Annotated in this window: 10 protein-coding genes; 1 reads left to right on the top strand and 9 read right to left on the bottom strand. The window is 69.0% G+C overall.

Features of this window, described 5'->3' with window-relative positions; translation table 11 throughout:
- The first annotated feature begins 15 nt into the window (after positions 1-15).
- Positions 16-1,725 carry an alpha/beta hydrolase gene (locus tag ACYVIO_RS23010; RefSeq protein ID WP_460652923.1) on the top strand — a complete coding sequence of 570 codons (1,710 nt, stop codon included), beginning with the start codon at positions 16-18 and terminating at the stop codon, positions 1,723-1,725.
- 555 nt (positions 1,726-2,280) lie between these two features.
- Here the strand turns inward: ACYVIO_RS23010 and ACYVIO_RS23005 are convergent.
- The 9 genes from ACYVIO_RS23005 to ACYVIO_RS22965 all read right to left on the bottom strand — a co-directional run bounded on the left by ACYVIO_RS23005 (position 2,281) and on the right by ACYVIO_RS22965 (position 12,047).
- Positions 2,281-4,773 (bottom strand): ATP-binding protein, encoded by a 2,493-nt coding sequence (locus ACYVIO_RS23005; RefSeq protein WP_460652922.1) that lies wholly within the window; start codon positions 4,771-4,773, stop codon positions 2,281-2,283.
- Between the two features lie 165 nt (positions 4,774-4,938).
- Positions 4,939-5,379, bottom strand: a complete 441-nt coding sequence (locus ACYVIO_RS23000) for a hypothetical protein (protein ID WP_460652921.1) — start codon at positions 5,377-5,379, stop codon at positions 4,939-4,941.
- 3 nt (positions 5,380-5,382) lie between these two features.
- Positions 5,383-6,129 carry a 4-hydroxy-tetrahydrodipicolinate reductase gene (gene dapB / locus ACYVIO_RS22995; protein ID WP_460652920.1) on the bottom strand — a complete coding sequence of 249 codons (747 nt, stop codon included), beginning with the start codon at positions 6,127-6,129 and terminating at the stop codon, positions 5,383-5,385.
- A gap of 54 nt (positions 6,130-6,183) precedes the next feature.
- The gene (locus ACYVIO_RS22990) at positions 6,184-6,624 is read right to left on the bottom strand and encodes a GNAT family N-acetyltransferase (RefSeq protein ID WP_460652919.1); all 441 of its coding nucleotides are present in this window, start codon (positions 6,622-6,624) and stop codon (positions 6,184-6,186) included.
- A 4-nt stretch (positions 6,625-6,628) separates the two neighbouring features.
- The gene (locus ACYVIO_RS22985; RefSeq protein WP_460652918.1) at positions 6,629-7,636 is read right to left on the bottom strand and encodes an ABC transporter ATP-binding protein; all 1,008 of its coding nucleotides are present in this window, start codon (positions 7,634-7,636) and stop codon (positions 6,629-6,631) included.
- A complete protein-coding gene (locus ACYVIO_RS22980; RefSeq protein WP_460652917.1) occupies positions 7,633-8,628 on the bottom strand; it encodes an ABC transporter ATP-binding protein in 996 nt (331 codons plus the stop codon). Before ACYVIO_RS22980 ends, ACYVIO_RS22985 begins: the two co-directional genes overlap by 4 nt.
- Positions 8,625-9,518 (bottom strand): ABC transporter permease, encoded by an 894-nt coding sequence (locus tag ACYVIO_RS22975; RefSeq protein WP_460652916.1) that lies wholly within the window; start codon positions 9,516-9,518, stop codon positions 8,625-8,627. Before ACYVIO_RS22975 ends, ACYVIO_RS22980 begins: the two co-directional genes overlap by 4 nt.
- Positions 9,511-10,437 (bottom strand): ABC transporter permease, encoded by a 927-nt coding sequence (locus ACYVIO_RS22970; protein WP_460652915.1) that lies wholly within the window; start codon positions 10,435-10,437, stop codon positions 9,511-9,513. The genes ACYVIO_RS22975 and ACYVIO_RS22970 overlap by 8 nt, the downstream gene beginning before the upstream one ends.
- Positions 10,434-12,047, bottom strand: a complete 1,614-nt coding sequence (locus ACYVIO_RS22965; protein WP_460652914.1) for a peptide ABC transporter substrate-binding protein — start codon at positions 12,045-12,047, stop codon at positions 10,434-10,436. The genes ACYVIO_RS22970 and ACYVIO_RS22965 overlap by 4 nt, the downstream gene beginning before the upstream one ends.
- Positions 12,048-12,315 lie beyond the last annotated feature (268 nt).

Raw genomic sequence — 12,315 nt, 5'->3', positions numbered from 1 at the left:
ATCCCTGGAGGATGTATGAAGTTCCGTACCCTGGCCGTTCTCGGCCTCGGTATCAGCCTTCCCGCCCTGCTCGTCGTTCCCGGCTCCGGCGCGACCGCGTCCGTCGAGCCGGCGCCGGTCCTGAAGAGACCCGCGTACGTCGCCAACCGCTACCTGGATCAGAAGCCGCTCTGGAAGACCTGCGGCGACCCGTCGTTCCGCGTCAGCTGCGCGAAGGTCACCGCACCCCGCGACTGGTGGCACCAGGGTGACAAGGCCGACGACATCCAGCTCGCCGTCAGCAAGGTCGCCCCGGTCAAGGGCAAGCCGAGCCGCGTCGTTTTCGGCAACCCCGGAGGCCCGGGTGGTGCCGGCCTCGGCATGGCACCGTTCCTGGCGAGCCGGGCCGCGATCGCCAAGGACCACCTCGCCGTCGGCTTCGACCCGCGCGGCACCGGCGACAGCTCCAACGTCAGCTGCCAGGGTGCGCCCGGCTACACGATGGACGCCCGCGACCGCGATCCCGCGAACCTGGACCTGATCGCCGAGGCCACCGAGCTCACCCGCCCGTACTGCGACCAGCAGTCCCGCGGCCTGCTGCCGTACGTCGACACCGCGCAGACCGTGCAGGACATGGACCTGATCCGGCACCTGCTCGGCTTCGCCACGATCGACTACGTCGGCTACTCGGCCGGCACCTGGCTCGGCGCGTACTACCAGACCTTCTTCCCCGAGCACGTCGGCCGTTTCGTGCTCGACTCGAACACCGACTTCACCCGTCCGTGGATCAACACCTTCGAGGCGCAGCCGCAGGCCTTCGAGCGGCGCTTCCGCGAGGACTTCGCGCCGTGGGCGGCCAAGTACGACAGCGAGCTGAAACTCGGTAACACTCCGCGACTGGTGATCCGTACCTACGAAAAGCTGCGGGCCGAACTGAAGAAACAGCCGGCGGTCGAGGAATACCTCGACGGTTCGGTCAAGATCAGCTACGACCAGAACACCCTCGACAACATCGTGGTCGGGGATATGTATACAAAGGCGGATTTCTTCAGTCTCGCCACCGATCTCGCATTTCTTCGCGATCTGTCGAAGGCGCAGACCGCCGGCGGTCCGCGGGCCGCGCAGCGCAAGGTCGACGCCCTGTCGGTCGAGCGCCAGCACCAGCTCGTCCAGCGGGCGACGAAGCCGGCCATCGGCCTCAGCCCGTTCGGCCGGCCGTTCGCGGACGACGCCCAGCAGGCGACCTTCACCGCCGTCACCTGCAACGACAGCGAGTGGCCGCAGGGTCGCGAGTACGGCGACATCCTGTCCGCCCGGCTCGGCCCGCACTACCCGCTGCTCGGTTGGGGCATGAACGAGAACCCCTGTCTGTCCTGGGATCGCCCGCAGCGCACGCTGCCGACCCCGACCGGCGCCGGGCTGCCGACGACGCTGATGGTCCAGTCGGTGCACGACCCCGCGACCAACGTGACGCTGGCCCAGTCCGCCCACCGCCGGTACGCCGGTTCGCGGCTGATCACGATCGCCCGCGAAGGCGACCACGGCATCTACGGCGGCGTGAACAAGTGCGCCGACAAGTTGGTCGACGCGTTCCTGACCTCCGGCCGCGCGCCGGCCAGGGACACCACCTGCCAGGGCGAGGGCTTGCCCGGACCGACGATGACCCCTCCGGAAGGGGAAGAAGGAACACCACTGCACCGGATCGCGGGAATGACCCGGGAACTTTCCGGGTATCTGCACCAATAGCGTCACTTGACCCGGTCAATGAACCCGATTTTGCCGGAATTTCCGGCACGGACCGCCAGGTTTCCGTCACAATCCGCGAAATTCGGGCAGGACTTTCGTTGTCAGCCCGCGGTTGTCAGGGCGATGTCAGGGTTGCGTCCCTGTGCGACAGAGCGTGACCAGGACAACCTTGAGTCAGCGCGGGAGAACCGAACGTCGACCGGGAGGGCTCGACGGGCGGGGGACATCGCCGACGAGGCTTCGGCCGGCTGTGAGGTGGGGGGACTGCCTGGGGGGTCAGACAGAAAACACAGCCGGCCGGGACCCGTCGACGCACGTCCGACCCGGCTTTGATCCCTCGCGGGGTACCTTCGATCCCCCAGGTCGTGGTGCCTCGCGAGGCCAGGTGTCGGAGACGGCGGGGCGGTCGTCTCCGATCCACCGGCCCGGGTGGTGCGCCCTGGTGGACGCACCAGCCGGGACCCGGCTGTTTCACCGGCTAAGCGATGCCGGTCCAGGTCGAGCGGCTGCGGGAACAACCCCGTGCGAATCGCTCCCTGATCCAGAACGAAAGAACTAGAGCCTGGTTGACCTGTCGGGAGCTGCCGCGGGACCTGGATAGCCGTCGGCCACCGCGGACAGCGGAGTCGCCCGCCCGGCAGCCCAGGCCGCGCGGAAAGCCCGCCGATCCAGCGTCTCCTCGATCGCGCGCCGCGTGGCCGCGCGGTCGGCCTTCTCGATCTCCGGGATCGGCGCTCCGATCACCTCGCGGATGCCGTCGGCCGCGCCGAGCAGGAACGCGGCGTACTCCGTCCGGTTGCGCTGCTGCGCGACCGTCGCCAGCTCCTCCAGCACACTCGCCGACCGCCACCGGTCCCCCAGATCCCGATGCTCGGCCAAACTCTCGTCGAGCAGGTGAACCGCGCGCTCGGTCAGCCCGCGCCGCCGCTCGACGATCCCGAGCTGGTTGAGCGACCAGGCGACGCCCTCGCGGTAGCCGAGCCGTTGCGACAGCGCCAAGCTCTCCTGCAGCAGCTCCTCGGCCTCGAACAGCTCACCGCCGTACTGCGCGATCGTGCCGAGGCTGATCAGCGACCAGGCCAGTCCTTCGCCGTCGCCGACCGTCCGGAAGCTGTCCCGCGCCCGCTTGCAGCGCCGGGCCGCGATCTCGAGGTCGCCGCGCAGCCAGGCCACGAAGCCGAGCTGGTTGTGCGCCCAGGCCATCCCGGCGCGATCGCCGAGGCTCTCGAACAGGTCGTAGCTCTGGCAGTGCAGGTTCTCGGCCGTCACGTAGTCGCCGCGCTCGCGGGCCACGCCACCGAGTCGCTGCATCACCAACGCCGTACCGGCGGTGTCGTTGAGTTCCTTGTACTGCGCGAGCGACGACTGCAGCCGCGCGGTCGCGACGTCGTACTCGCACTGGAGGAAGGCGAGCATGCCCGCGCCGAGCTCGGCCTTCGCCTTCGCGGCCTTCAGTTCGGGCTGCCCGTCGACGAGAGCGAGCGCGCGTTCCAGCCAGCCGCCGCCCTCGGCGTAGTGGCCGCGCAGGTAGCAGAACAGCCAGAGTCCGCCGGCCAGCCGGATCGCCTCGGCGCTCGACTCCGTTCGCAGCGACCAGCTCATCGCGGCGCGCAGGTTGTCGAGCTCCCCTTCGAGGCGATCGAGCCAGGCGCCCTGGTTCGCACCCCGCAGGTTGGTCTCGGCCTCCTCGGCCAGGCTGAGGTAGAACGCCGCGTGGTTGCGCGTGACCTCGTCGGCCCGCCCGCTCTCCGCGAGCCGATCGGCGGCGTACTCGCGGATCACCGCGAGCATGTCGTACCGCCCGATCCCGCCCTCACGGCTGACCCGGATCAGCGACTTGTCGACCAGGCGACTGATCAGGTCGAGCGTCTCGGCCCGCTCGCGCGGACCGGGCGTCGTCGTACCGGTCAAGACCGCGGCGGCCGCGTTGAGCGTCCAGCCGCCGACGAAGACCGACAGCTCGGCGAACAGCTCTCGCTCCGGCGCGGTCAGCAACTCGTAGCTCCAGCCGATCGCGCCCTCGAGCGACTGCTGTCGCGGTCCCGCCGTACTGGCTCCGCCTGCGAGGATCCCGAACGACGTCTCCAGCTCGGTCGCCAGCTCCTCGACGGTCAGCACGTTGGTCCGGGCCGCGGCCAGCTCGATCGCGAGCGGCATGCCTTCCAGCCGGCGGACGACTCGGGCAACCTGCTCGATCTGCTCACTCGGCGCGTTGCCGCGCGCGGTCGCCCGATCGACGAACAACCGGACGGCCGGCGACGCGTCAGGCTGCTGCTCGAGCTCCGGCAAGGCCAGCGGCGGTACGACGTACACGCTCTCGCCGGGCACTCGCAGCAGCTCGCGGCTGGTCGCGAGGATCGACAGGTTCGGGCAGGACTCCAGCAGTACGCCGCAGACCTGCGCCGCGGTGGCGACGACGTGCTCGCAGTTGTCCAGGACGAGCAGCACCTTGCGCTGCCCGATCAGCTCGGCGATCTCCTCGATCAGCCGCGCCCCGTCGAGTGGGTGCAGCCCGGTCGCCGTCGCGAGCGCCGACGCGACAGCTGCCGGATCGGCGAGCGGCGCGAGCGGCACCCAGCAGACGCCGTCCTCGAACTTGTGCCCGATCCCGCCGGTCAGCGCGAGCGCGAGCTGCGTCTTACCGACGCCACCAGGTCCGCTCAGTGTGAGCAGCCGGGTCACGCGCTCACCGATCAGGCGACCGGTTTCGGTCAGCTCGGTGGAACGGCCGATCAGCTGGTTCGCCGGGACCGGCGGGGGCCGCAGCGTGGAGCGCGGGTTGTCGCCGTCGCGCCGGGCAGCGGCCGCGAGCTGGGCCCGATCGGGCGCGCCGAGCTTGAGAGCGTCTCCGAGCAACCTCAGCGTGTGCGGCCTGGGCGCCCGGCGACGACCTCTTTCGAGGGCCGCGATCGCGTCGACGCTCAAACCGGCGAGCTCTGCCAGCCCCTCCTGCGACAGCCCGGCCTCTCGCCGGTGCCGGCGCAGCAGATCGCCGAAACCCGTGGTACGAACGTCGTCCGAGCCGCGGCGAGACCCGTCAGACGGCACAGGACGGCTCCACCCAGTCTCCGACCCGTGCGCGGCGGTTGCCGCGCACCCCCTGAAAATAGCCGTATCGCGGGTGGGTTGTCGCCCACTACAGGCAGTTCCCAGCCAACTGCCAGGAATCCCGTTTCAGGCAGTCGATTGTTTGAGCGGGCTGTAGCGGCCGGCTCACGCCTGGTCGTAGCGGGCGATCGCGGTGCGCATGGACGCTCGCGCACGGCGACGATCACCCGCGGCGTCGTACGCCGTGGAGAGGCGGAACCAGGTGCGCCAGTCGTCCGGCGCCGCCTCGACCTCGGACTGGTACTGCGCGAAGGCGGCGTCCGCGGCCGAGCGCTCGATCCGGCCGGACGGGCGGCGCGGGAGGTCATCGACGGGGAGCCCGCCTTCGAGGTCGAGCTCCTGCGCCAGCGCCTCCGTACGACGGCCGAACTGCAGCTCGCGCCAGACCAGGTACAGCCCGACCAACGGGATCACCAGGACGGCGATCCCCAGTCCGACCGCGACCGGGTCACCGGTGCCGATCAGCAGGACGCCGCGCCAGCCGAGCAGCACGGCGTACGCGACGAAGACGACCGCGATCACCACGACGACCCGTTTGGCGCTCATCGGTCAGTCGAGCTCGAGGAAGTGCTCTAGGCCGACGGTCAGCCCCGGGGTGTCGACGATCCGCCGGACGCCGAGCAGGACGCCGGCCATGAACGACTCCCGGTGCATCGAGTCGTGCCGGATCGTCAGCGTCTCGCCGACGTCACCGAGCAGGACCTCCTGGTGCGCGACCAGGCCGCGCAGCCGGATGCCGTGCACCCGGATCCCCTCGACGTCGGCCCCGCGGGCACCGTCGAGCCCGGTCGTGGTCGCGTCCGGGATCGGGCCGACACCGGCCTCGCGCCGGGCCGCGGCGATCAGTTCCGCCGTACGGCGTGCTGTCCCCGACGGCGCGTCGACCTTGTCCGGGTGGTGCAGCTCGACGATCTCGACCGACTCGTAGTACTTGGCGGCCTTCGCGGCGAACTGCATCATCAGCACCGCGCCGATCGAGAAGTTCGCGGCGATCAGCACGCCGGTCCCCGGGCTCTGGTCCAGCTGCCCGCGCAACGTCGCCAGCCGCTCCTCGTCGAAGCCCGTCGTCCCGACGACCGCGTTGATGCCGTGCTCGATGCACCAGGCCAGGTTCTCCATCACGACCTCGGGCCGGGTGAAGTCGACGACCACCTGAGCACCGGCCTTCGCCAGCTCCTCCAGGTCGTCGCCCTGGTCGAGCCGGGCCACCAGCTCCAGCCCGTCCGCGTCCTCGACCGCCAGACACGTCTGGGCGCCCATCTTGCCCTTGGCCCCCAACACCGCGACCTTGATCATCCGCACCCTTTCCACACCAGTCGACCGGCCAAGGATCTCATTGGCCGTCGCGCGTCAGTTCAGCGACTTGGTGTAGCACAGAGCGGTGGGCTCGTGGACGTACTTCCCGTACGCCGGGGCCGGGCGGTAGTTCAGCGACTCGTACAAGGTGATCGCCTCGGGCTGGCGGCTGCCGGTGGCGAGGCGGAGCGTGGTCGCTCCGCGGTGCCGGGCCAGGGCTTCGGCCGAGCCGATCAGCCGGCGGGCGATGCCCTGGCCGCGCTGGTCCGGGCGGACGAACATGCGCTTGATCTCGCCGACCCCGCCGACCACCGGCATCAGCCCGATGCAGCCGACCGCGTCTCCCTTGTTGTCGGCAACCAAGAAGGACGTGGCGGGATCGACCGGGTGCGACAGGCTCGCCGGGTAGCGGGTGAAGAGTTCCTTCAGCGCCAGGTCGAGCAGCAGCACCAGGCCCAGGTCGTCCCGCGGTCGCGGCTCGATCAGCACTCGCACGCGGTCAGGATGCCACGCCGGCAGCGAAGTCCGCCTGGGCTTTTTCGGCGAAATGGCAGGACACCTGCTGCCCCGATTCGAGGATCCGCAGTTCCGGTACGTCGACTGAGCACTTCGCCTCCGCCTGCAGGCACCGCGTGTGGAAGCGACACCCGGACGGCGGCGACACCGGCGACGGCGGGTCCCCGGCGAGCACGATCCGGCGACGTCCACCGGCCCGGGCCAGACCTGGCTCGGCCGACAGAAGCGCTTGTGTATAAGGGTGTGCCGGTACGTCGTACACCTCGTGATGCTGCCCCAGCTCGGCCACCTTGCCCAGGTACATCACCGCCACCCGGTCGGACACGTGCCGGACCACCGACAGGTCGTGCGCGACGAAGATGATGCTCAGCCCGAGCTCCCGCTGCAGCCGCATCAGCAGGTTCACCACCTGCGCCTGCACGGAAAGGTCGAGCGCCGACACCGGCTCGTCGCAGAGCAGGACGTCGGGGTTCAGCGCGATCGCCCGCGCGATCCCGATCCGTTGCCGCTGGCCCCCGGAGAACTGGTGCGGGAACTTCGTCTCGTCCTCGGCCCGCAGCCCGACCAGCTCCAGCAGCTCACGGACGCGCTTTCGAATGTCCGTACCCTTCGACACGTCCGGGTGGACCTCCAGCGGCTCGGCGACGATCTCGCCGACGCGCATCCGCGGGTTCAGGCTCGAGTACGGGTCCTGGAAGACGACCTGGACGTTGCGCCGCCAGCGCCGCAGCGCGCGGCCTTTCAGCCCGGCGACGTCGACTCCGTCGTACCGGAGCTCGCCGTCGGTCGGCTTCTCCAGGGCGGCGAGCAGCCGGACCAGCGTCGACTTCCCGCAACCGGACTCACCGACGATGCCGAGCGATTCGCCCTTGCGCAGTACGAGATCCACGCCGTCGACCGCCCGGACCAGGGTCTTCGTCCCGAACGACAACGCCGGACTGATGTCGTAGTGCTTCACCAGATTGGTTGCCACCAGCAACTCGTCGCTCATCCGACAGCCTCCTTCAGGACGGTACGGCGAATGCACGCCGCGTCGCGCCCCGGCGCGACGGTCAGCAACGGTGGGACCTCGTGCGCGCACTCGTCGATCGCGAGCTTGCAGCGGGTCCGGAACGCGCACCCGGACGGGATCGCCCGCAGCGACGGCGGCGTACCGGGAATCGTCGGCAGCTCCTGACCCTTCAGGTCCGCCGACGGCATCGAGCCGAGCAGTCCCTCGGTGTACGGGTGCATCGGCTGCTCCAGCGCAGCGGCCGTGGCGGCCCGCTCGACCACGTGCCCGGCGTACATCACCACCACGTTGTCGGCGACGTCCGCGACCACGCCGAGGTCGTGCGTGATCAGGACGACGCCCATGTCCCGCTCGGCCTGCAGTTCCGCGATCAGCTCCAGGATCTGCGCCTGCACGGTGACGTCGAGCGCGGTCGTCGGCTCGTCCGCGATCAGTACGTCGGGGTCGAGCGCGAGCGCCATCGCGAGCATCACGCGCTGCCGCATACCGCCGGAGAACTCGTGCGGGTAGTCGTTGACGCGCTTGACCGCGGCCGGGATCCGCACCTGGTCGAGCATCTCCGCGGCCCGCTTCATCGCGTCGCGCTTGGACATCCCGCGGTGCACCCGGTAGCACTCGGCGATCTGATTGCCGACCGTCTGCACCGGGTTGAGCGCGGACAACGAGTCCTGGAACACCATCGTGATCCGGTCGCCGACGATCCTGCGGCGCTCCTTCACCGACATCGCGATCAGGTCCTCACCGCGGTACTTCGCCGTACCGGAGACGATCCGGCCCGGCGGCATCTCCAGGATGCCCGTCAGCGCCTGCGTCGACACCGATTTCCCGGACCCCGACTCCCCCAGGATCGCGAGGGTCTCCCCCGCGTGCACCTGCCAGGAGACGCCGTCGACGGCCCGCACGGTCCCGTGCGGGGTGTCGAACTCGACGCTCAGATCGTCGACCTGCAACAGAACTTCGCCGCTACTCATCGCATCAACTTCGGGTCGAGGGCGTCACGGATCGAGTCGCCGATGATCATGAACGAGATCGTCATCGTCGAGATGAACAGCGCCGGCCAGAGGAACAGGTGCGGGGTGTCGCGGTACGCCGCCGCGACGCCGAACTGCGAGCCCCACGAGATCGACGGCGGTTGCAGCCCGACGCCGAGGAAGGTGAGGACCGCCTCGAGCCCGACCAGGCCGCCGATGCCGAGCGTGGTCATCGCCAGCAGCGGCGCCATCGCGTTCGGGAACACGTGTTTGCGCAGGATCCGTAACGGCGGTACGCCGACCGACCGCGCGGCCAGCACGTACTCGCGGTTGCGGACCGAGAAGACCGTGGACCGCATCACCCGCATGCCCTGCGGCCAGCCGGTGACCAGGATGATCGCGACGATGATCCAGATGCTGCGGTTCGGGACCGAGTTCAGGATCACGATCAGCGCGATCAGGCCGGGCAGCGCGAACAGGACGTCGGCCACCCGCGAGATCACCGTGTCGACCGCGCCCGGGAAGTACCCCGCGAGCAGACCGAGAATGCCGGCCACGACGAACCCGCCGATGCCGGCGACGAGGCTGACCAGCACCGACGGCCGCGCGCCGTAGATCACGTTCGCGAAGTAGTCGCAGCCCTGGATGTCGAAGCCGAACGGGTGGCCCGGCTCGCGACCGTGCTGGGTCTTGCCGAGCTCGCAGAACCGCGGGTCGACCCGGGTGAACAGCTTCGGGACGGCGGCCATCACGAAGAACGTCAGCACCAGCACGGTGCAGAGCACGAACTGCGGCTTGCGCAGCAACGCGCGGAGCAGCTCGGTGTTGGACAGGGTCCGGCCTTCGAGGTCGGCCGTCTCGGTCCCGAAGACCTGCTGGGCCTCAGACATTGCGCACCCTCGGATCGATCGCGCCGTACACGATGTCGACGATCAGGTTGATGACGATGAACATGACGAAGGCCAGCGTCGACAGCAGCACCACCACGCCACCTTCCTTGAACCGGATCGCGGAGAACATGAACTGGCCCAGCCCCGGCAGGTTGAAGATCGACTCGGCCAGCACGGCGCCGGCGAAGATCCCCGCGAAGTCGATACCCATCAGCGTGACGACGGGCAGCAACGCGTTCGGCAGCACGTGCCGCCACAGGATCCGCTGCTCCCCCAGGCCCTTGGCCCGGGCGGTCTTCACGAAGTCGGCGTTCGCGGTGTCGACGATCGACGTCCGGGTCAGCCGCGCCATCCCGGCGAACCCGGAGATCGCGATGCAGACCGCCGGCAGCAGGTACGCCATCGGCCAGCCGTCGGCGGCTCCGGAGACCGGCAGCCACTTGAGCTCGACACCGAAGACGTACTGCCCAGCGAAGTACAGCACCAGGCCCGGTACGGCGAGCACGACCAGCGTGGACAGCAGCAGCATCCGGTCGACCAGACCGTTGCGCCGGAACCCGGCGTACAGGCCGAAGAGGATGCCCGCGATCCACTGCAGGGCAAGGCTCATCGTGGCCAGCTTCAGCGTCACGGGGATCCGCAGCCGGAGCTGGTCGGCGATGTCCGCGCCGGCGAACGTCGTACCGAAGTGGCCGGTGAAGATGTCCTTCATCGACAGCAGGTACTGCACCACGAACGGCTGGTCGAGGTGGAACTGCGCCCGCTTGGCCGCCAGTACGGCGGCCGGGATGGGCTTGTCACCGGCCAGTTCCCGCAGGGGGTCCCCAGGCATCGCGAAGACGAGCGCGAAGACCCCCAGCGTGACGATCAGGCCGATCGGAACCGCCGCCAGGATCCGGCGGAGTACGAACCGGGTCATTTGAACGTGGAGTAGAGCGCCTGAACGCCGGTGTACTTCGACACCCGCGGCTCGATCTTGGCCGAGTGCAGGTAGGCGTTCTGCTTGGTGTACAGGGGAATCAGCGGCAGGTCCTCGAGCGCGATGTCCTCGGCCTGCTGGTAGAGCTTGATCGCCTGGTCCGGGTCCGGCTCGGCGTCGCCCTTGGCCAGGACGGCGTCCAGGGCCGGGTTGGCGTAGCCGGCGAAGTTCGCGTCACCGGACGACTTGAACATCGGCGTCAGGTAGTCCTCGATCGACGGGTAGTCGTGCCCCCAGCCGGAGAAGCGCAGGCCGTCGAGCTTGCGGGTGTCGGCCAGCGTGGTGATCTCCGAGCCCTGCTTGCCGGTGTACTTGATCTCCAGGCCGAGGTTCTGGCGCAGCATGTTGCCGATCGCCTCGGCGAAGATCTGGCCGGTCGCGGAGGTGGTGTTGTAGTTGATGTTCAGCGGGCCGGAGAAGCCGCCGGCCTCCTGGAGCAGCTGCTTGGCCGCGGTCGCGTCGAAGGCGCAGTACTTGCAGGCGTCGGCACGGTAGCCGTTGATGTCCGGCGCGACCAGGCCGCTGGCCGGCGTCGACAGGCCGACCAGCTCGGCCATCGCCTTCCGGTCGATCGCCATCGAGATCGCGTGCCGCAGCTTCGGGTTCTTGAAGCGGGCGTCCCAGGCCGGCAGCGTCAGGTAGTTGGCGCCGGAGGGCTCCGCCGTCACCCAGCCGTCGGGCGCGTCGGTCTTGAACGTCTTCACCTTGGTCGGCGGGACGTCCACGAAGTCGACGGTGCCGGCCAGGAACTCGTTGTACGCCGTGTCGGCGTTCGAGATGAACCGGTACGTGAGCGCGGTGGCCTCGGGCGCGTTCGGGCCCTTGTAGCCGTCCCACTTGACCAGCTTGATGTCGTCACCGGGGTTCCAGGCGCCGTCCAGCTTGAACGGGCCGTTGCCGATCGGCTTGCGCTTGTAGGCGTCGGGGTCCTTGCGGACCTCCTCCGGCAGCGGCGCCAGGCCGAGGTACTGCAGCGTCAGGCCGAACTGGGAGAACGGCACCTTGAGCTTCACCGAGAAGGTCAGGTCGTCGATCTGCTTCAGCCCGCTGAGCGTCTTCACCGAGGTCGGCTTCGGCGTGGCGCCATCCGGCGTCGGCGGGTTGAGCGCCTCGTAGCCCTCGACCTTGGAGAAGAACCCGTTGTTCTTCCAGGCGGTCGAGCCCTGGGCGGTCAGGTTCCAGCTGTCGACGTAGTCCTTCGCGGTCAGCTTCTGGCCGTTCTGGAACGTGTTGCCCGGCTTCAGCTTGATCGTCCAGGTCTGGCTGGTCTTGTCCGGCGTCACCGAGTCGGCCAGCACGTTCGTGGTCTTGCCGGTGCCCGGGTCGGTCGCCACCAGCGGCGCGAACACCGCCTGCGCGATCTGGATCCCCGGGCTGCCGTTCTCGTTGAGCGGGTTGATGTACTCCAGCGGGTCGGCCGCGATCGCGATCACCGCACTCTTCGCGCCACCTCCCCCACTGTCGCCACTGCCGCTGCCTCCATCCCCGCAGGCACCGAGCACCAGGGCGAGCCCCAGCGACACCCCCACAACACCAGTCGTACGTCGCACGGTCGAACCAACTTCCTCGGAGGAGGCCACTAAGGCGGGCGGAATGTGGTCGCCATGTTGGCTGGTCGTTACTGCGCATGTCAACGTTGTCAGCAACAAAAACAACTGACGTAACAAGGAAGTTACTCGGAGACACGCTCGCCGAAGACCTCAGAGCACCCGGAGACCTCACAGGCGTCCACACCGACCATATCCCCACTCAACCCTCGAAGTCATCAGATGACAGCTCGCGAACTTGCTGCCTTCTCAGGTGCCGGGAACGACGAAC

The organism is Kribbella endophytica (assembly GCF_054781295.1).
The sequence above is the reverse complement of the archived record's forward strand: the minus strand, read 5'-3'. Positions and strand labels throughout refer to the sequence as shown.

Coding starts and splice junctions, on each gene's coding strand:
- ACYVIO_RS22980 (WP_460652917.1), bottom strand. CDS start 8,628: ATGAGTAGCGGCGAAGTTCTGTTGCAGGTCGACGATCTGAGCGTCGAG.
- ACYVIO_RS23010 (WP_460652923.1), top strand. CDS start 16: ATGAAGTTCCGTACCCTGGCCGTTCTCGGCCTCGGTATCAGCCTTCCC.
- ACYVIO_RS23000 (WP_460652921.1), bottom strand. CDS start 5,379: ATGAGCGCCAAACGGGTCGTCGTGGTGATCGCGGTCGTCTTCGTCGCG.
- ACYVIO_RS22970 (WP_460652915.1), bottom strand. CDS start 10,437: ATGACCCGGTTCGTACTCCGCCGGATCCTGGCGGCGGTTCCGATCGGC.
- ACYVIO_RS22975 (WP_460652916.1), bottom strand. CDS start 9,518: ATGTCTGAGGCCCAGCAGGTCTTCGGGACCGAGACGGCCGACCTCGAA.
- dapB (WP_460652920.1), bottom strand. CDS start 6,129: ATGATCAAGGTCGCGGTGTTGGGGGCCAAGGGCAAGATGGGCGCCCAG.
- ACYVIO_RS22985 (WP_460652918.1), bottom strand. CDS start 7,636: ATGAGCGACGAGTTGCTGGTGGCAACCAATCTGGTGAAGCACTACGAC.